Origin of the sequence: Altericroceibacterium spongiae (assembly GCF_003610805.1) — a bacterium.
GTDB lineage: Bacteria > Pseudomonadota > Alphaproteobacteria > Sphingomonadales > Sphingomonadaceae > Altericroceibacterium > Altericroceibacterium spongiae.
The window spans coordinates 165,400-185,363 of sequence record NZ_RAPF01000003.1 but is presented as its reverse complement, the minus strand read 5'-3'; the positions used below and the strand labels follow the sequence as shown (position 1 = coordinate 185,363).

The 19,964-nt window shown below is 54.8% G+C and carries 17 protein-coding genes; 9 read left to right on the top strand and 8 right to left on the bottom strand.

What is annotated here, in order from left to right; all coding sequences use genetic code 11:
- Nucleotides 1-48 precede the first annotated feature (48 nt).
- Entirely contained in the window at nt 49-1,236 is a 1,188-nt protein-coding gene (locus tag D6851_RS06790) for a phospholipase D-like domain-containing protein (RefSeq protein WP_183030019.1), read from the bottom strand.
- 120 nt (nt 1,237-1,356) lie between these two features.
- On the opposite strand from D6851_RS06790, the gene rpoZ reads away from it, so the two are divergent.
- The 3 genes from rpoZ (at nt 1,357) to D6851_RS06775 (ending at nt 3,799) form a co-directional block, all read left to right on the top strand.
- Nucleotides 1,357-1,701: a DNA-directed RNA polymerase subunit omega gene (gene rpoZ / locus D6851_RS06785; protein WP_120324142.1), complete on the top strand. Its 345-nt coding sequence runs from the start codon at nt 1,357-1,359 to the stop codon at nt 1,699-1,701.
- Between the two features lie 202 nt (nt 1,702-1,903).
- Nucleotides 1,904-2,974 (top strand): CNNM domain-containing protein, encoded by a 1,071-nt coding sequence (locus D6851_RS06780; protein ID WP_120324141.1) that lies wholly within the window; start codon nt 1,904-1,906, stop codon nt 2,972-2,974.
- An 87-nt stretch (nt 2,975-3,061) separates the two neighbouring features.
- Nucleotides 3,062-3,799: a ParA family protein gene (locus tag D6851_RS06775; protein ID WP_120324140.1), complete on the top strand. Its 738-nt coding sequence runs from the start codon at nt 3,062-3,064 to the stop codon at nt 3,797-3,799.
- A gap of 77 nt (nt 3,800-3,876) precedes the next feature.
- On the opposite strand, the gene ftsH is transcribed toward D6851_RS06775, so the two are convergent.
- Both ftsH and D6851_RS06765 read right to left on the bottom strand, forming a co-directional pair.
- A complete protein-coding gene (gene ftsH / locus D6851_RS06770; protein ID WP_120324139.1) occupies nt 3,877-5,832 on the bottom strand; it encodes an ATP-dependent zinc metalloprotease FtsH in 1,956 nt (651 codons plus the stop codon).
- 95 nt (nt 5,833-5,927) lie between these two features.
- Nucleotides 5,928-7,103, bottom strand: a complete 1,176-nt coding sequence (locus D6851_RS06765; RefSeq protein ID WP_120324138.1) for a BaiN/RdsA family NAD(P)/FAD-dependent oxidoreductase — start codon at nt 7,101-7,103, stop codon at nt 5,928-5,930.
- Nucleotides 7,104-7,701: 598 nt separating this feature from the next.
- Here D6851_RS06765 and D6851_RS06760 point away from each other — a divergent pair.
- The 4 genes from D6851_RS06760 to D6851_RS06745 all read left to right on the top strand — a co-directional run bounded on the left by D6851_RS06760 (nt 7,702) and on the right by D6851_RS06745 (nt 12,882).
- Nucleotides 7,702-9,990, top strand: coding sequence for a glycosyltransferase family 4 protein (locus D6851_RS06760; RefSeq protein WP_238473976.1), 2,289 nt, complete (start codon nt 7,702-7,704; stop codon nt 9,988-9,990).
- A gap of 40 nt (nt 9,991-10,030) precedes the next feature.
- Nucleotides 10,031-11,335, top strand: a complete 1,305-nt coding sequence (locus D6851_RS06755; RefSeq protein WP_183030033.1) for a glycoside hydrolase family 130 protein — start codon at nt 10,031-10,033, stop codon at nt 11,333-11,335.
- A gap of 61 nt (nt 11,336-11,396) precedes the next feature.
- The gene (locus D6851_RS06750; protein ID WP_120324136.1) at nt 11,397-12,296 is read left to right on the top strand and encodes an XdhC family protein; all 900 of its coding nucleotides are present in this window, start codon (nt 11,397-11,399) and stop codon (nt 12,294-12,296) included.
- On the top strand, nt 12,289-12,882 hold the full coding sequence (locus D6851_RS06745; protein WP_183030018.1) for a nucleotidyltransferase family protein: 594 nt from the start codon (nt 12,289-12,291) through the stop codon (nt 12,880-12,882). Before D6851_RS06750 ends, D6851_RS06745 begins: the two co-directional genes overlap by 8 nt.
- On the opposite strand, the gene D6851_RS06740 is transcribed toward D6851_RS06745, so the two are convergent.
- The 4 genes from D6851_RS06740 to D6851_RS06725 all read right to left on the bottom strand — a co-directional run bounded on the left by D6851_RS06740 (nt 12,869) and on the right by D6851_RS06725 (nt 16,493).
- The gene (locus D6851_RS06740) at nt 12,869-13,237 is read right to left on the bottom strand and encodes a TadE family protein (RefSeq protein WP_183030017.1); all 369 of its coding nucleotides are present in this window, start codon (nt 13,235-13,237) and stop codon (nt 12,869-12,871) included. The genes D6851_RS06745 and D6851_RS06740 overlap by 14 nt on opposite strands.
- A 41-nt stretch (nt 13,238-13,278) precedes the next feature.
- Nucleotides 13,279-13,788 carry a TadE/TadG family type IV pilus assembly protein gene (locus D6851_RS06735; RefSeq protein ID WP_120324133.1) on the bottom strand — a complete coding sequence of 170 codons (510 nt, stop codon included), beginning with the start codon at nt 13,786-13,788 and terminating at the stop codon, nt 13,279-13,281.
- Complete coding sequence (locus D6851_RS06730; RefSeq protein WP_183030016.1) at nt 13,785-15,569, bottom strand: pilus assembly protein TadG-related protein; 1,785 nt, start codon at nt 15,567-15,569, stop codon at nt 13,785-13,787. Before D6851_RS06730 ends, D6851_RS06735 begins: the two co-directional genes overlap by 4 nt.
- Before the next feature lie 141 nt (nt 15,570-15,710).
- Nucleotides 15,711-16,493 (bottom strand): enoyl-CoA hydratase-related protein, encoded by a 783-nt coding sequence (locus D6851_RS06725; protein ID WP_120324131.1) that lies wholly within the window; start codon nt 16,491-16,493, stop codon nt 15,711-15,713.
- A 196-nt stretch (nt 16,494-16,689) separates the two neighbouring features.
- Between D6851_RS06725 and D6851_RS06720 the strand changes: the two genes are divergently transcribed.
- A complete protein-coding gene (locus D6851_RS06720) occupies nt 16,690-17,370 on the top strand; it encodes a Crp/Fnr family transcriptional regulator (protein WP_120324424.1) in 681 nt (226 codons plus the stop codon).
- A gap of 16 nt (nt 17,371-17,386) precedes the next feature.
- Here D6851_RS06720 and D6851_RS06715 read toward each other — a convergent pair whose 3' ends face one another.
- Complete coding sequence (locus tag D6851_RS06715) at nt 17,387-18,076, bottom strand: OmpW/AlkL family protein (RefSeq protein ID WP_120324130.1); 690 nt, start codon at nt 18,074-18,076, stop codon at nt 17,387-17,389.
- A gap of 223 nt (nt 18,077-18,299) precedes the next feature.
- Here D6851_RS06715 and ccoN point away from each other — a divergent pair, with 223 nt between their 5' ends.
- Nucleotides 18,300-19,958, top strand: a complete 1,659-nt coding sequence (gene ccoN / locus D6851_RS06710) for a cytochrome-c oxidase, cbb3-type subunit I (RefSeq protein ID WP_120324129.1) — start codon at nt 18,300-18,302, stop codon at nt 19,956-19,958.
- Nucleotides 19,959-19,964 lie beyond the last annotated feature (6 nt).

Below are 19,964 nucleotides of genomic sequence, written 5' to 3'. Positions count from 1 at the left end.
ATGTACCCGTGCTCAACGCATCAGATGCGCAGCCTTTCCCGAAGGCGATCAGAAGCCGAAGTTCAGTCTTCTGCTCACTGTGTAATCCACAACCGTGACAAGAAACCAGCTCACCCACCAGCGCAAGCGATTCAATGGGCTTGCATGCTTCTGGTAAAGGTCTGGAGTCACTTCCCGTGAAGCTGATACATGCTGCCCGATCAGAGCTCGCATACGATCAGCCAAAGCAGCATCCTCAATCCGCAACACAATTTCGAGATTGATATAAAGGCTGCGCATATCGAAATTCGCGCTACCGAGATAAACAACATCGTCGAGCACGATCAGCTTTGTATGAAGCTTACAAGCCTGGAATTCATAGAGTTTCACCCGCGCTTTCAACAATCGGCTGTAAAGGGCACGCGAAGCAGCAATGGTTGCCGTATTATCCGACTTCCCGGCCAAAACCAGCCTTGCTGCGCCACGTCTGGCAATTCGCCTGATACGCTTGCGCAACCGAGGTGACGGAGAGAAATAAGCCATCAGCATGTCGAGCCGACTTGCACGCAGCAGGTCAAGACTGACCGAATGCGCCCAACTCGACAGGCCCCGTGTCGGGCCGCCGACCAACAAGCGCACGGGGCCTTTGCCACCGTCCCACCGCCGAACCATCAGACTGAGCGCGCGCCATTGTCCTCGTGAATGTCCGGTCCATTCCTCCAATCGATCAAACCAGCAAGACAAATCCCGAACTACCGGACCTTTGATCATCACTCCAAGATCATTCCAACCATTATCGCGTGGTGGAGCAAAGTAACTATTCTCGATATTGAAGCCCCCAAGCATCGCACGCTCTTCATCGGCAATCACAATCTTCTGATGATTACGGATTAGATATTGGCGTCCCCAATTCGATCCAAATTCACGAAATTCTCCACCCGCCGCACAGAAATTGGCGAAAAACTCACGGTTCACTTCGGCACCGAAACTATCGACAATCAGCAATACACGGACACCACGATTCACCGCTGCTTCCAGTGCCTGACGCACATGACTTCCTACCTGATCAGGCGCATAGATATAAAAACATAGTCGCAATGTTTCTCTTGCCGAATCTATCAGATCAATCAGCGCCTTGAAACGAGCCAGGCCTTGGGGATGGAAAGTCAGATCCAGTCCCTGAACGGTCATCGAAAAGCTATCCGGGTCTTGATAGGTAGCTGCACCCGAGACGGGAGGAGCCGAGTCGCTCAGCATAGAAATCATCATATGGCCGTGTAGCATCGTGCGGCCCATGGAAAACCTTGACTTTACGCATCTCCTTTTTTAGAAGTTCGTCTTTCAAGACAGACCCGTTCATTTAATTCGGAGTGCCCTATGGCGCGCGTTACCGTCGAAGATTGTGTCGACAAGGTTCCCAACCGTTTCGATCTCGTCCTGCTGGCCGCTCAGCGTGCTCGTGAAATTTCCGGCGGCGCCGAACTGACTGTTGATCGTGACCGAGACAAGAACCCCGTTGTTGCCTTGCGTGAAATCGCCGAACAGACGGTGAAACCGAAAAATCTGCAGGAAAGCCTCACACAGTCCATGCAACGCGTACTGCCAGATGATGAAGATGAGGCCGACGAAATCGGTTCGCTCAGTCAGTCGGCAGAAGCCATGCGTGTTACTGCTTCTGCACCGGCCCGTTCAACATCAATCGGGTCTGACTACGACGGTTAATCGCTTTCTCGCTAACGTAGAAGAGGTCGCGCCTGTCTGGGCTGCGACCTTTTTTATGCCTGTTCTATATAGATTCGAGACAGGCTGAGCCAATCGGACCGACGAAGCCAGCGTGAAGGTTCAAACGGCGGATTGTGCATTTCGCACCATTTTCTTAAGCTGATTTTATGCCTATTGCGGTCAGGACATCATTGCCGGAACGATGACATTACTGTTTTTCTATGTCGGTCTTGCCCTTGGCATTTCTTTCCTTTGCTCCTTGTTGGAAGCGTCCCTTCTGACACTCACCCCATCCGCTATTCAGACCGGAAAAACAGCCGGGGCGCGTTGGGCAGAGAGTGTCAATGCACTGAAACAGGACGTGGATCGACCCCTCGCTGCTATTCTCACCCTGAATACAGTCGCCCATACGATGGGTGCCGCCGGCGCAGGCGCAGAATATGCCCGACTTTTCGGCAGCACCACACAAGCCCTCTTCGCCGCCGCGCTCACTGTTGCTGTTCTGGTATTGACCGAAATCATCCCTAAGACCATCGGCGCGCGGTATGCCGTGGCTCTGGCGCCCTTTCTCGGCCGTATTCTTCCGCCGATGATATGGCTGCTTGCCCCACTCGTATGGTTTTCCCAGCAACTCACCCGCATCATTACCTTCGGCAAGGCCGCTGATACTACGCAGCATCGGGACGAGCTGCTGGCAGTTGCAAGGCTTGGTGAGGAAGCCGGGCAAATCGATGCACGAGAAACAGCTGTATTGCATAATTTGCTCGGGCTTAACGAAGTTCGCTCACAGGATGTTATGACTCCGCGTACGGTGATGTTCACCATGCCCGAGACTATGCCTCTGCGCGATTTTCCAAGGGCTGTCGCAGACAAGCCTTACACCCGCATTCCGATCCACCGTGATAATCCAGATAAGATTTCCGGCTTTGTTATCAAAAGCGAGGTGCTCACTCGTCTGGTAGATACAGGTCTCGACACGGAGGACGTGTTGTCTGACGTCGCGCGTCCAATGCTCAGCATCCCCGATTCATTGTCGGTTGATCGGATTTTTAAACGTTTCGTAGAAGAGCGCCATCAAATCATGCTGGTAGTGGATGAATATGGTACCGTCTCCGGGCTTTTAACACTGGAAGACATTGTCGAAACTATTTTCGGTATCGAAATCCTCGACGAGGTCGATACAATTGCCGACCTCCAGTCCTATGCTCGCCGCTTATGGGAAGATCGCGCGGAGCGGCTCAGGACAGCAAATAGAGAGACAGACAAAAAGTGACAAATACGTGACTTAATGCTGCTTCAATTGCAAACTGTCCTTAAATTGTAACAAGGCACCGCACAGTTAGCAGCAAGAGGAGCAGGCATGGCGGTTATTGCTGTCTACAGCGTCAAAGGTGGCGTTGGAAAAACCACAATTGCCAGCAATCTCGCCTGGTGCTCTGCCACTATTTCTTGTCGCAAGACTCTTCTTTGGGATCTCGATCCGGCCGGGGGTGCGGCTTATCTTCTGGGTATTGAAGATCCGGACAAGCCAAAGGCACACTCGATTTTTTCCCGTGATCGAGCCCCTGCAAAACTCATCCAACGCACAGCCTATGACAGGCTCGATATTCTGCCAGCCGACGAAAGTTTGCGTTCGCTTGACAACCAACTGGTGAGAATAGGCAAACGCAAACGTCTCGCTAAAATGGCTGATAGCCTATCACACAAATACGAACGTATTTTACTCGATTGTCCGCCGGTTCTGAATGAAATTAGCGCACAGGTGATCCGGGCGGCAGATCTGGTCATTGTGCCCATGCCGCCGTCTCCACTGTCCTCAAGAGCATTCCAAGTGGTAGCGTACGAGATCAAACGCCACACCAAAAATCACCCACCGCTTCTACCGGTTCTGTCAATGCTCGATCTGCGCCGTTCTCTTCACCGTGAGGCACGAGAAGCCCACCCCAACTGGCCGCTCGTTCCGCAAGCCAGTGCAATCGAACAGTGTGCTGTAAAACGCGAACCTGTGGGGCAGTTCGCCTCCTCTTCACCTGCTGCACGGGCATTCGCCCGTATCTGGAGTGCAATCGAGCGCAAGCTGGCAGAGCGTTTTCGTTGATATTCATACAATAAGCCACCTTGCGCATGCGAGGCGGCTTATTGTGTTATCGGCATTGAAACTGCGCTTACCTTCTATCAGGCACCTTGTGGAGCAGCACCGCCGCCCTGTTCGCCAAAGCGTTTACCGGCTTTGGGAATCGCTGAACCATGGACTGGCCGCACCGGTGTTGGGCCACACGGTTCGTCGGGGCGATCAACCTTGCCACTATCAAGCAGCTTCTCAATCTCGTCACCAGTCAGCGTCTCATATTCGAGGAGCGACTGAGCCAGAAGCTGGAGCTGATCTTCATGCTCAGTAAGAACCTGCTTGGCACGATCATAAGCCTTATCGACAAGCTGGCGGATCTCGCTATCGATCAGTTTGCTGGTTTCGCCAGACATCATCAATCGCTGTGTGCCGCCCATACCAAGATAGCCTTCCTGGCTCTCTTCATATTGCAGCGGCCCAAGCTTGTCTGACATGCCCCATTTAGTGACCATATTCCGAGCCAGATCAGTGGCATATTGAATGTCACCCGAAGCCCCGGATGAAACCTTGTTGTGCCCGAAAATGATCTCCTCGGCCACACGTCCGCCCATGCTAACAGCAAGGTTAGCGTGCATTTTGTCACGATGATAAGAATAGCTGTCCCGTTCCGGCAAACGCATCACCATCCCCAACGCACGCCCGCGCGGAATGATCGTGGCCTTATGAATGGGATCGGATGCCGGTTCATGCACAGCGACGATGGCATGACCGGCCTCATGGTAGGCCGTCATCTTCTTCTCATCGTCGGACATCACCATGCTCCGGCGCTCGGAACCCATCATAACCTTGTCTTTTGCGTCTTCAAATTCCTGCATAGCGACAAGACGCTTATTACGCCGGGCCGCCAACAAAGCCGCTTCATTAACAAGGTTAGCGAGGTCAGCACCGGCAAAACCCGGTGTTCCGCGCGCAATAGTGCGGGCATTCACATCAGGTGCCAGCGGCACTTTCTTCATATGAACGGCGAGAATCTTTTCGCGACCTTCAATATCCGGGACCGGCACCACAACCTGACGGTCAAACCGCCCCGGGCGCAGCAAAGCAGGATCAAGTACATCAGGGCGGTTGGTGGCTGCGATGATGATAATGCCTTCATTCGCCTCGAACCCGTCCATTTCAACGAGGAGCTGATTGAGAGTCTGTTCGCGTTCATCGTTGGAATTGCCGAGACCATGGCCACGACTGCGGCCTACAGCATCGATTTCGTCGATGAAAACAATGCAAGGCGCGTTCTTTTTAGCCTGTTCGAACATATCACGCACACGGCTAGCGCCAACGCCTACAAACATTTCAACAAAGTCCGAGCCCGAAATGCTGAAAAAAGGCACGCGCGCTTCGCCAGCAATTGCACGGGCCAGCAAAGTTTTACCGGTACCTGGCGAACCAACCAGCAATGCGCCCTTGGGAATTTGCCCACCCAGTTTCGAGAAGCGCTGCGGATCTTTCAGAAATTCAACAATCTCCTGCAGCTCCTCACGAGCTTCATCGATGCCGGCGACGTCGTCAAACGTAACCCGGCCCTGCTTTTCGGTAAGCATCTTAGCTTTGGATTTGCCAAAACCCATCGCGCCCGAGCCGCCGCCTTTTTGCACTTGCCGCAAAGCGAAAAAAGCCACGCCCAGAATCAGAAGAAAAGGCAGAGACTGGATGAGGATATAGGCAAGCACGCCCATTTCCTCCTTTTGAGCACCCGAATAGCGAACGTCATTTTCTTCGAGCAGCTTGGTGAGATCTGTATCATTCGGCACAGGAACAGTGGAGAATGTTTGATCATTCTTTAGCGTCCCGGTAATACGATCAGGGCCGATCTGCACCTCTTTCACGCTACCTTCAGCTACCTTTTCGCGGAAATCAGAATAACGTAGCTGGGTGCCGGCTCCGGTCTGCGGGCCGCTAAACAAGGACACAACTAATAGCAGGGCAAGAAAAATACCGCCCCATACCATCAGGCTTTTCACCCAGGGATTGCCGTTATTGTTATCCGGCTCTCGATTCTCACTCATTCGGGAGTCCTACCTTTCACTGCTACAATGTAGGATTACTGCGGTGAATGGCAAGTTACGGATTGTTTCAGTGCGGAGTGTTTGCACGGAAGTTTTCACAGGATCTGTGCCGCGGCCCAGCCGCTCGACCAGGCCCATTGGAAATTATAACCACCGAGCCAGCCCGTAACATCGACTGCTTCCCCTATGAAGTAGAGACCCGAAACGCGCTTTGCTTCCATAGTCTGCGAAGACAGTTCGGCCGTGCTGACGCCGCCTGCAGTCACTTCCGCTTTCGCGTAACCTTCTGTGCCATCGGGATAAAACTCCCAATTGGCCAATTGTGCGCCAGCTCGGCGCAGTGCTTTATCCGGCAATTCCGCCAGTATGCCATCCAGCGCCAATCGTTCATTGAGAACATCCGCCAGACGATCAGGCAAATGTCTGCGCAAGAATTGGCAGAGCGTATTTTTTGGTGAGTTGGATTTCGCCTTTACCAACCATTCCGTGTTTTCTGTCGGACAGAAATTGATCCTGACCGGATGTCCGCTCTGCCAATAAGAGGATATCTGCAGGATCGCCGGCCCTGACAACCCTCGATGGGTAAACAAGGCGGCTTCCCGAAAGGCGGTTTTCCCGTAACTGGCAATCACCTCGCTCGCGACTCCAGACAATTCTCTGAATAATGCATCCTCCCTGGAAAGGGTAAGCGGAACCAGAGCTGGGCGCGGCTGTACAACTTTCAAATTGAATTGCCGCGCAAGCTCGTAGGCAAATCCCGTTGCCCCCATTTTGGGAATGGCCGGTCCTCCTGTAGCCACCACAAGGGCAGGCGCCTCAGCTTCAAAATCATCGGTTGTGACCCGATAGAAGCCATCAGCATGCGTAACGCTTCGCACCGCCTTGCCACATTGCAGCGCAACCTGCCCTTGCTTGCAGCGGCCAAGCAACAAATCCACAATTTGCCTGGACGAACCGTCGCAAAATAACTGTCCTAACGTCTTTTCATGCCAGGGAATTCCGTAATGATCTACCAGAGCGATGAAGTCTTGCGCCGTATAACGGCTCAGCGCCGATTTCATGAAATGGCGATTAGCGGAAAGATAACACTCAGGCGAAACGCCCAGATTGGTAAAGTTACAACGTCCGCCACCTGAAATCAGGATTTTCTTGCCCGGCTTTTCAGCATGATCGATCAGCAATATACGACGCCCGCGCAGCCCCGCTTCCGCCGCACAGAAGAGTCCGGCAGCGCCGGCCCCCAGAATAATCGCATCGTAACTTTTCTTCATTTTGTCCGCCTGCGGTCATAGCGTGCCTATGACAACCCCTCACAGCGCATTCCTGCGAAAAACCGCTGAAATCGTCCATTGGCCAACGGGCCGCAGAGACATCAAGTTAATGGCAATGATGCTCAGGCAATATGGCTTCACGGTGAGGAGACGGAAAATTTTGCGGCGGGAAGGTTTGTTGCAAACCTTCCCGCCGAGAGAACATGGATGCGTTCCAGGGGGGGAGAAGAGCGCATCCATTATCTACAGCGGTTCATTGGGGGGCTAGAAAACGCACTGCAGAGTTGATTGTTAAATGCAAAGCCGGGCTATCCGTTCCAAAAATTCATCACCAACATGCAACAACTCGACGATCAGCCGGTAACCTGATGACAAGACGCCAGACGCCTCATGCTTCGGTTGTATCATCTTTTAGATGCCGCATGACGCAGTGCAAAAAGTGATATAAACAATAATTATTATGAACTTGTGATATCAATTCAATATTTTCGCTTGCCTCCTTTTCGATTTTATGACGCAATGCAGCATCGATATCAGGTAAACAGGATTCGAGCTTTTCGTGTAAAAATAGACCAGCTGGTTTTACAGGGGACCACTCATGTCAATGGAAGCCGACGGCAGATTAAAAGACGTCAGACTGCCTGACAGCACCGCTTGCCGGCTAAGTAGCTTTCGTTCACATAGCCTCTCGCTCGAAGCTCCACGCATTGCTCTTATTGGCAATTATCCGCCCCGCCGGTGCGGTATCGCAACATTCACCGGCGACGTGCATGAAAAGCTCACTCGATTCCATCCCGAAGTCAGCGTCGATCTTTATGCGTTGGAAGATCCGGACAGGCCACTCAAATACCCACCTATTGCTGGAACGATCAGCCGCGCAGATCCCCAAAGCTATCTACAGGCCGCACAGCGGATCAATCGATCCGCTGTGGATGTTGTCTGGCTTCAGCATGAATATGGGATTTTTGGCGGCACATATGGCGATATGGTTTGTGATTTCGTTGATATGCTTGCCGCGCCGCTGATTCTCACGCCTCATACGGTGCTGGCCGATCCTGATCCGAAACAACGTGCCATCCTCGAACATCTGATCGCCCGCTCATCACGCATAATGGTTATGTCAGCCTATTCGCGAGACTTGCTGGCGGAAAGCTATGGAGCACCGCATGAACTGCTCGATATCGTTCATCATGGCGCACCTTATCGCCCTTTCGGACGACAAGCAGAATTCAAAGCCAGATTAGGTCTGTCCGATCGGAACGTGCTCATGACTTTCGGCTTGCTGAGCCCCGGTAAAGGGTTGGAACTGGTAATTGAGGCCTTGCCGGAAATAGTCCGTCAGCACCCTCGCACAATCTATCGCATCGTCGGTGCCACTCATCCCCATCTCCTGGCCAGCGAAGGAGAAGCCTATCGTGAAAAACTGCTCCTGCTTGCCGAAGAACTGGGTGTTTCCGGTCATATTGAATGGGATGCCCGCTTCCTCGACACCGACGAACTGCTCGACCAGCTCGAAGCCTGCGATATCTATCTCACGCCCTATCTCAATCTTCAGCAATCCACATCCGGTACGCTGAGCTATGCTGTAGCACTGGGTAAGGCGGTGATCGCCACACCCTATCTCCATGCACGTGAATTGCTGACCGATGGCGTGGGCTGTCTTGTAGAACCCGATTCCGCTTCCGCCATCATGCACACCGTCTGCCATCTGCTCGATAACCCGGAAGAACTGCAAAGCTTACAGCGACGGGCTTATGAACGGGGGCGCGAAACGATCTGGCCTCGGTTCGCCGACAAAACCGTAAAAGTAATCGAAAGTGCTATCGCACACAGGAAGGAGACCGCGACCTCCGATGCTACCCATCCCGGCCTATCGGGCGTGTTTGCCATGTGCGATTCTGTCGGAATACTTCAGCATGCCACAGGCATCGTGCCGGAAAGGGCGCATGGTTATTGCCTCGATGATAATGCCCGTGCACTGATGCTGATGAATGTGACGAATGGCCTGTCTCGCGATGATCGAATGCGACGGAGCCTCACCTTTGCCTCTTTCCTGCAGGATGCCTGGAACGAAGAAACAAACCACTTTCGCAACTTTATGGGGTTCGATCGGTGCTGGGCCGAAGCGCAGGGTTCAGACGATTCGAATGGCCGGGCTTTACGTGCGTTGGGCCATACGCTGCGCCATTCGACCGATCCCGGTCTGCGGCGATGGGCAAAACGTCTCTATGACACAGCCCTGCCGCTGACGATGACACTGGATTGCCCTCGCGCAACAGCATTCGCAATGCTTGGTGCAGTCGATACACTTCATATCCTTCCCGATCATGGTGCCTCGTATGATCTGCTCAGTGAAGGTGCCAGCTTTCTGCACCGCCTGCTCGATGTGTCCCGCCGGCCGGACTGGGCGTGGTTCGAGACGGTTCTGGGATACGACAATCCACGCTTGTCCGAAGCTCTGATTGAAGCCGGTCTTATCCTTGAAAACAAAGACTTTATCGAAGCCGGAGTGGAAAGCCTGCTATGGATCAGCAAACAGCAGGTTAGCGAAAATGGCTGGTTCAGCCCGGTCGGGTCGGATAGTTTCAGCAAACCCTATCGCCATCTGCCTTTCGACCAGCAACCACTTGAAGCTCTTGCCGCGATAGAGGCTGCCAAAAGCGGCTATGCGGCTACAGCGAACTCCTCCTGGCTGGATCATGCAAACAAGGCATGGAGCTGGTTTTTCGGCGCTAATGATCGGGGTGTCTCTCTGGCAGACCTCACCACCGGCAGGTGCCGTGACGGGATCAATCCGCGCGGGGCCAACGAGAATTGCGGAGCCGAATCCATACTCGCCTTTCAGCTCTCCTACTATGCAATGGCGGCCATGCCTGAAGAGCGCTAAAACAAAATCCTTACCAGCTTTCGGAGATATCTTCGTGAAAATGGACCGGGATCACCCCCACAGCCCGCTGGAAGTGCTCGACACTCGTCTTCATGCCGATCCTTCGCGGGTCGTATTGCGCCCTTTTCACCTCGGATGGCAGGCTCGCAATGCACCCGGCGGAAGAGCTGCCAAACTGGTTGAGGATATTCTGCAACTGAGCGAAGAGAAGGCGGCAGAGGAATATACTCGTGTCGTCGCCGATTTTGGAGAACGCCACTGGCAAACAGAAAGGCTCTTCGAAGAACGCTTTACCGAAGTGGCTGAGCGGCTGAATTTCGATAAATCTTTCCTGTCCACCACCTGTAAACGATTGATCGGCGCATATTTTTGCCACGAATACACCTATGCCGCAGCCGCATTGATGAATCCCTCCATTGTCCCTCATCCCGATCAAAGTGGCATGAGTGGCGGGGCGATCCGCTTCGTGATGAGCCTGCGCGCAGTAGGTGAGGGGCACATCAGCTCTATCGCCTTTCGTGAGGGGATCGCCTATCCAGACGGCCATTTCACGCTTTGGCCGCAAGGCCCTTTTGCCACATCGGTAGACCTCGATGATGAGAGTCTTAGCGAAGGTACCGGTCCGGTAACGGTGCATCGTCACAGCGAAAGCACTTTGTCCAACACCGTCATCTTTCCGATCACCGAACAGCAGCGCAACGGGCTGGAAGATCTGCGCCTGACACGTTTCGATCATGGCAACGGCGCTTACGAATGGATCGGAACCTATACAGCCTATTCCGGCTCTTCAATCCGCTCAGAGCTGCTTCGTACGCACGATTTCTGTCAATTCGAGCTCCAGCCCGTTCTGGGAGAAGCAGGACGGAATAAGGGTATGGCGCTGTTCCCGCATCAGATTGACGGTCGCTATGCCATGCTGGGCCGGCAAGATGGCAAGAATCTCTTCCTGCTCACGTCCGAAAGGCTCGATAGGTGGGAGGATGAAGGAACATTGCTGATGGAACCCCAATATCCCTGGGAATTCATTCAAATCGGCAATTGCGGCAGCCCGATTCTCACTGATGAAGGCTGGCTTGTTTTCACGCATGGCGTCGGCGCGATGCGTAAATATGCGCTCGGCTGCGCCTTACTGGACCGTAAGAATCCGGGCAAAGTTCTTGGCCGCACACAATATCCGGTATTATCTGCAGTCGATGCAGACCGTTCCGGATATGTGCCCAATGTGGTCTATACCTGCGGTGCTCTTTCCATAGGAGACAGAATTCTGCTCCCCTATGGCCTGTCTGACAGCGCCGTTGGCTTTGCAACAGTCGAGTTATCGACTTTGTTGGACAGCATGGTGTGAAACAGAATGACAAATTTATGCCTTTTGAGAACATTCGAGGCATCTGCTGGTTGGATAGACAATGCCTATAACACCTTCTCTCACATCCTTGGCACAACGACCATCAGCCAGCGACAACGCCGCTCTTCTGGCCTGTGCTGATACAGGCAGTGCCTTATGCACGCTGATCGGCATCGAAGGCAGCTTCTCTCGCCGTCTGGGTGCACAACTTGCCATTGAAGAAGCTGGCATACTGGCTGGCAGTCTTGCCGATGGTTGCCTAGAAGCCCAGCTTGTTACAGAAGTGCAGAATGCACGTGCCGAAGGAAAACCACGGGTCGTGCGGTTTGGAGCAGGCTCGCCAGCAATCGACTTCCGTCTGCCATGCGGTTCAGGCCTCGATATTCTGGTGGACCCGGCACCTGACCGTGCAGCCTGCCGACAAGCGGCAGATGCAATCCGGGAAAGGCGCGAAGCCAGCCTTCCTTTGAAACTACCTGATGGTAGTGCTCCGGATCTCTTACGCGAACGCCATTATATTCCTTCCCTCAAGCTCATACTGTTCGGCGAAGGCCCGGAACTAACCAGCCTGTCACTGCTTGCGGAAGCATCCGGACTGGAATGCGATGTCTATTCGCGTGACGATCCCCATCGTCTGTCGCTGGGCGGTGCTCCGGAAGATGCGACAGTGGACCGCTGGACCTCGATCACGCTGCTGTTTCACGACCATGAATGGGAAGCACCGCTTCTCAAATGGGCTCTGAATAGCCCGGCCTTCCATATTGGGGCTCAGGGCGGAAAAATAGCCAGAGATACTCGTCGCCAGTTGCTGGCCAGTCAGGGTGTAGAGCCAGAAGCATTAAAGCGTATCATAAGCCCGATCGGCTTAATTCCTCACAGCCGCGATCCGCAGGTGCTGGCCGTATCGGTGCTGGCGGAAATCATCGCGGCCTATGAAGCCGCATATCGCCATAGTGACTGACCGCATCATTCCGGCCATTCTGGCCGCCGGACAGGCGGTACGTTTTGGAGGAGACAAGCTCGACCAGCTCTGTGCCGGGAAACGATTGGGAGAATGGGCCGTGGCCGCGGTCGAAGCGACAGGTTTGCCGCCGGGCGTTATTGTTACCAACCGACAGGTACCGCATTTTGCAAATGTAGCGAGTGGATGGAAAACATTGCAGAACGATACGCCCGAGGCCGGTATTTCCTCCTCTCTCCGCATAATGGCCGAATACGTGCTTCACCATGATTATAGCGCAGCTTTGATACTTCTCGCCGATATGCCGCTCATTCCTGCGGGACATTTGCAGGACTTATGCCATAAAATACCTTCGGCAACCGATTATGGCGGTCAGCGATTGGGAGTGCCGGCAACTTTGTCACGCGCCTTGCTTACCGAGTGTCTGGAACTGACCGGAGATCGGGGCGCCGGCCCGATATTATCTCACAACCCGTACATTCGCGGAGTTTCCATTCCCTCTGCTCTCCTGCTCGATGTCGATGAGCCGGATGATCTGATGCAGGCGGAACAGCGAATTCAGGACAGTACTGTCAGGAGGCCATGACAGGGTAGCAGGCCGTAGCATTCAAGGTTGTGTCGAGACCCGGCACAAACCCGGTAACCGGAGAAACGAAAGCCAGCGAAATGCTCACTTCGTTCGCTCCGGCATACCCCTTACACATCGTGTTTTCGGACAGGGCGATATCGGAATCGGTCAGTCCAACGCCATAGTGGGCTGCCCGGTTTCTGGCATAGCTACGCTGGCTCGACGCATCGGTGCATCCCGTTTCCAGAGACATGCAACGGGCCGTACTATAAGCCACTTCATCGAGCGTCTGACTTGTCCAGACCATGCGGCTTATTTCGATAATGCCAAAGAGCATTAGAAAGAAAACCGGCGCAATCAACGCGAATTCCACGGCACTTGCCCCTTTTCGGCAATGATACAAACGAGACATCATCATTGCAGTCGCACCGTTGCTTTATGCTCGATAACGGAGGAGCCAAGCGCCCCTTTCGGCAGGATGACAGGTTCGTAGGATCGCGAAGCGTCGATCGTCAGATAATATCCGGCAGTTGAATTGGCGGTAACACCGGAACCGGTGCATTCAGCATTGCAGCTCTTCGCGACATAAGTTCCCTCTGATGTCAGGCAGGCGCATGTTCGCTCCGTATTGGTACAAACTCCTTCCGCTCCATTGCAACTGAGACTGACCGTTAAGCTCGAACTGTCCGACAAGGCCCGAACATAATCCGGCAATTGTGCGAAATCGACCTCGCTACGGTTTTCGAATGCAGTAATGCTCGCAGCGGATACCGCCTTATTCACTTTACTGCGTTCAATATAAAACATACCGAAATCCAATGCGCCGGTGACTACGAAAAAGAACAATACGGTCCACAGTGCAAATTCTATGGCCACCGCACCACGCTCTTCCCGGGCAAGTCTGTTCAGAAAGCTCCGCATCATCCGATCAGCCTGACTTCACCCGAACCGGAACTGCCTTTGGCGGCTTCCATGGATTTGCAAGCAGTACCGCTGGCAGCACCGCCTGACAGCAATATCCGGGCAGCGACAAGGCTGAAACACTGGCCGGAATTGGTGGTATTGTTCCCACCCGTCATCGTTACCTCGGATTCGGGCAGATAAATGACACCGGCAAAATTATTGTTCGATCCACCGCCCCATACGGTGTTCTGAGCAGTACGGCTGAATAATAAGAGATCGGCAATCTGAGCGCCGGCCACCGATCGGGCAGGCGCTACCAATTTAGTGTTAGCACTTCCGTTTAGGTCGAAAGCCCCTGATATGACGAAAGAAACATCCACACCGGCCATCCGGTAACCAGAGACGGATTCGCCTTCGAGCGTCTGACCATACGTTTTGCCCTTCAGATCGGTGAGCGGCCAGGGGTCACTCCCGGAGCCGTTCTCGAAATTGCCATCGATCGTGTAGCGACCGCTTCCGAACAGCGCCGAACCGGAAAGCAGCAGGTCTCCGTCGATATAATTATTGGCGTATTTTCCGAATGTTATTGCACTTCCGCCATCGCTCTGGACGGTGCCGTCGGCAATAAATTCACCGTTGCCCATGAAGAAACGGGCACCGCCGCCAACATAAACAGCCCTGTCCGAACTGTCGGCGCCGATCATGACATCGCCATCGCCGATAATCATCTCGCTCCCGCCACCAACGGACAGACCGTGACTCATATAAACATTGGAATCACCAAAATCGATCAGGTCCCCGCCATGGTAGAGCGTATTGTTGATATAGATATTGGAACCACTCGCGAAATGAACGTCTATCCCGCCAGAAATATTAAAATTATCAATGACATAATTTCCCGCGGGCATACAATAGGCACTGCTGTCGCCCGAGCATCGCGGCAAGCCGTTAGACGCATTATAATCGAAGTTATAAGTCTGGGCACTGCCGCAACTTGCGAAACCGAGGGAGGAACAGGAAGGGATGCCGGGCATGGAGTCCAGCTCTGCCTCCGCATCGAGTAAAGTCGCATCGGCTGCCCAGGGATCGTTGAGATCGGTCGTCTGGTTAAAGCGCTTATTTTCATCGACATTGATCGTACCGCTATAGGGCTGGCGGTCGAGAGAACCGCCGAAACGCAGGCTTTCTGCCTCCAGCGTTCCCCAGGTCAGGGAAATATCGCCATAACCCGAAACGATGTCATGCGCTCTTATCAGCGTACTGTCATTCTCGATTTTCTGGAAGGCTGCAACGGCGCAGCCCGGGGCGACGATGGAGGTGCCTCCGGTGAGCTTGATAGCCGATTGCCCGCTATCGTTCGAGATGGCCAGAAAGCAGGGCGTGGCATAAGGCGCTTCCGCCGTGACCGACGCATAGCTTTCTGCCGATATGGAGTAACTTCCTGAAAACCCTATTATATTACCCAGAGTAAACGGCACCGGCTTGGTGACGACCACCTTCACGGCCTGATCTCCGCTGGACGGATAATCTTCGATCAGGCTGGCGGTGACCGTGGCATCGGCCAGCCCGTTGGCGATGACAATGTCGCGCGCCGAGGGCGTCAACAGCGTGGTCTGGGGATTGGCCTTATACGCCATAGCCGCAGCCAGCGCGCCCATATCGGCAACCCGCTGGTTGAACATGCGCTGTTCGTAACCGCGATTGAGATCGAGGGCGAGACCGGCGGAACCGATGATTGCCGGCAGGCCAAGTGCCGCAATAATGGCGACATTGGCCGTGCAGTCTCGGGGAATTTTCCGCAAACTACGCAAAAACAATGATAATATGCGACCACTCATCCCCCCGAATTAGCGGGGAATAGTTAATCAATAGCTATAAAGCGCCTCAAAGACAGCGGGGCCTGAACGGAACCGAACAGGGCCAGACAAGCACAGAACGGGGCCTTAGCGCCCTTTCCAGTGCGCTTCACGCTTTTCGATGAAAGCCTGCATCCCTTCAGCCTTATCTTCCGTGCCGGCGAGAAGCTGAAACAGGCGCCGTTCATGCAGAATACCCTGGCTGAGAGTCATTTCCGCAGCAGCATTCACCAGCTCCTTATTCATCATCGTACCGAGCGGGGGCATCGCCGCAATCGTCGTGGCGCTCTTCAGCGCTTCATCGATCAGATCGGCCTGCGGCACCACCCGGGCGACCAGTCCGGCGCGCTCGGCTTCTTCGGCTCCCATCATCCGGCCGGTCAGAATCATTTCCATCGCCTTGGCTTTTCCGATGGCCCGGGTGAGGCGCTGCGTGCCGCCCATGCCGGGCGCGACTCCGAGCTTTATTTCAGGCTGACCGAATCGGGCATTGTCGGAAGCGATGATGAAATCCGCCATCATCGCCACTTCGCAACCGCCACCCAGCGCAAAACCGTTCACAGCGGCGATCCACGGTTTGCGGATGGCATTGGTGAAATCGCTATGCCATTTGGCGAGATAATCTTCGCGATAGAAATCGGCCATCGGCTTTTCGGCCATTTCCTTGATGTCCGCCCCGGCGGCGAAAGCTTTATCGCCCTGCCCGGTCAGCACCGCGCAACGCTGGCCGTCATCCGCTTCGAAAGCGGCGAAAGCATCGATCAGTTCATCCAGCACCCGGGCATTCAGGGCATTGAGCGCTTTGGGCCGGTTGAGAGTCACCAGCGTGACCGCGTCGTGCTGTTCGACCAGAATCGTATCGTAGCTCATGGTTGCGTCCTATCGGCTGATGGCCCGAAAAGCCGGGCAATGAACATAAAGAATGCAGACTGTGCAGCGCGGGAGCAAGGTCACTCTTGCCCTAACCCGCCAAAATCCGGCATTTTCCCGGCAGGAAACCATTGCCTGTCAAAAGCTTCTGAATGGCAGATTGCACGGTTTGCAGCTTGCTGATAGGCGGTTTTTCATGAGCTATTGTGACACCTGTGTCATCCGGAATCAGGCGATCTGTTCCGCCCTTTCGACCGAGGAGCTGAGCGCCCTTAACGGGATCGGCCGCCGCCGGGAACTGGAGCCGGGCGAAAGTCTGATGTGGGAGGGTGATGATTCGCTCCTCGTCGCCAATGTGATCGACGGGGTGCTGAAACTGTCCACCGGCACCGAAGACGGGCGCGAGCAGATCGTCGGCGTGGTCTATCCATCCGATTTTATCGGCCGGCCCTTCGGCGCCACCAGCAGCCAGAATGTCACGGCGCTGACCAATGCCAGGGTCTGCATCTTCTCGCGCAGCGATTTCGATGCCTTCGCTTCGCAGCACCCGGCCCTCGAACACAAGCTGCTCCAGCGCACCCTGTCCGAGCTGGACCGCACGCGGCGCTGGATGCTGCTGCTCGGCCGCAAGAATGCCGAGGAAAAACTCGCCACATTCCTGCTCGAAATGGCCGACCGGCTGGGCACGGAAGCCAATGGCACTATTTCCTTCGACCTGCCCTTTTCACGCCAGCAGGTCGGCGATGTTCTGGGGCTGACCATCGAAACAGTCAGCCGCCAGATCACCCGGCTGAAAAAGGAAGGCGTAATCGATCTTCCTTCGCGCCGGGCCGTCACGATCCTCGACCGTCAGTCGCTCGAGGATCGCGCCGGGTAGCCGAGCCCCCTCGGGCTTAGAAACGGTAGCTCACACCTGCGCTGAGCAGCCAGGGGTCAAGGTCGTGCTTGGTCTTGAGCACCAGCGTATCACTGGCATCGTAGAAGCTGGCCGTCCGGTTGATGAAATATTTCTTGGCATCGAAGCTGAGGCCGAACTTTTCGTTCAGCGGAACATCGAAACCGGCCTGCAGCACCGCCCCGAAACCATCTTTCACATCGGTATCGGCCACGCCGAGAGCCGCTGCGGTGGTGCCGGGCTTTTCATCGAAAATGAACCAGTAGGTCGCACCGGCGCCGATATAGGGTTTGATCGGCGCATTGAGCGGCAGGTGATATTTCGCCGTCAGTGTGGCCGGGATGATCTTGGCGTTGGAAACCAGTTCCGCCCCTTCGAGGCCGCCCGTGCCGGTCACATCATGCTGCGTTACGCAGCAGATCGTTTCGACCGAAATATTGGAGGTCAGGAAATATTCGACCGCAAGAGTCGGAACGTAATTATTGTCGGCCTTGGTATTGAATTCGCTCGGCAGAGCAGCAGCAATATCGTCGGAAACGAATTTCACTTCCTTCATATTGCCATCAGGCAGAACGGCAGTGCCCAGTACCTTTACCTGTACGGTGCCGGCCATGTCCTGCGCCTGTGCCGGGGCATTGAGAGCGATAGCGGCGGCGGCGAAAGCCACCATAGCTGCTGTCTTGCGCATGGATATTCCCTTTCAGTTCGCAGCGGCCGCCCCTTGCGGCCCAAACCATGACTGCGATTGAGGGCCTTTTCGCGCCATCGCCCGAATCAAACATTGATTCTTCGCAAATTTCACAAAGTTGTAATTTTCTGTTTCAGTTCAGTATTTTGACCCGCATCAATGTTTGCCCGCCCCTTTCCTTGCAGAGCTGCGCAATCGAGTATTCCAAGGGAAGGGGATCTCCATGGAACGCGTTTTAGCGCGAACCGGCATATGGTTCGCAATATTGCTGCTTGCCTTTGTGGCAGCAGCTTTTGCACGGGATGGGGGCTATGCCATCCATATGGGTATCATCGCCATCGCAGCCCTGATCGGGCTGTGGGTGACGATCAGCCGTCAGGATTATGGCGCCATTGCACGCGGCATTCTGCGGATGCCGGCAGACCCGTCACGTTATGATGACGAAGTGATTCGCTGGGGCGTAATCGCCACGGTCTTCTGGGGCATGGCCGGTTTTCTCGCCGGGCTCTATATCGCCCTGCAACTGGCCTATCCGGTGCTCAATCTGGGTTTCGAATACACCACTTTCGGGCGCTTGCGGCCGCTCCATACATCGGCCGTGATTTTCGCTTTCGGAGGCAATGCGCTGATCGCCTCGTCTTTTTACGTGGTGCAACGCACTTGCCGGGCGAGGCTTGCCTTCCCTGGTCTCGCCCGTTTCGTTTTCTGGGGCTACCAACTCTTCATCGTTCTGGCCGCCACCGGCTATTTGCTGGGTATCACCCAGTCCAGGGAATATGCCGAGCCCGAATGGTATGTCGATCTGTGGCTGACGATTGTCTGGGTCGCTTATATTGCGGTGTTCGTCGGAACGATCGTCAAACGGGCCGAGCCGCATATCTACGTTGCCAACTGGTTCTATCTCGCTTTCATGCTGACGATTGCCATGCTGCATATCGTCAACAATCTGGCGATTCCGGTCAGCCTGCTGGGCACCAAGAGCTATTCCGCCTTTTCGGGCGTGCAGGACGCTCTCACCCAGTGGTGGTACGGCCATAATGCGGTGGGCTTCTTCCTGACCGCAGGCTTCCTGGCGATGATGTATTACTTCGTGCCCAAACAGGCCGAACGTCCGGTTTACAGCTATCGCCTGTCGATCATCCACTTCTGGTCGCTGATCTTCCTTTATATCTGGGCGGGCCCGCATCACCTCCATTACACCGCCCTGCCCGACTGGGCGCAGACGCTGGGCATGGTCTTCTCGGTCATGCTGTGGATGCCAAGCTGGGGCGGCATGATAAACGGCCTCATGACCCTGAACGGGGCGTGGGACAAGATCCGCACCGATCCCATCATCCGCATGTTCGTCATCAGCCTCGCCTTTTACGGCATGAGCACTTTCGAAGGACCCATGATGTCTGTGAAAAGCGTCAATTCGCTGTCCCATTATACGGACTGGACCATCGGCCATGTGCATTCCGGCGCGCTGGGCTGGAACGGCATGATTACCTTCGGCGTGATCTATTATCTGACACCACGCCTGTGGAACCGTGAACGGCTCTTCTCTCTGCGGATGGTCAACTGGCACTTCTGGCTCGCCACGATCGGCATCGTTTTCTACGCCGCTTCCATGTGGGTCGCCGGGGTGACGCAGGGCCTGATGTGGCGCGAATATGGCGCTGACGGCTACCTGGTGAACAGCTTTGCCGAAACGGTCGCCGCGCTGCACCCGATGTATCTGCTGCGCGCTTTCGGCGGGTTGCTCTATCTCTCGGGCGCTGTCGTGATGGTCGTCAATGTGTGGCGCACGATTGCAGGCCATCTGCGCGATGAAGCTCCGATGTCCGATGCAGCTTACGATCCGGCGAAAGACCGCCCGATCGTCGCCGTGCCGGCCGAATAAGGGAGA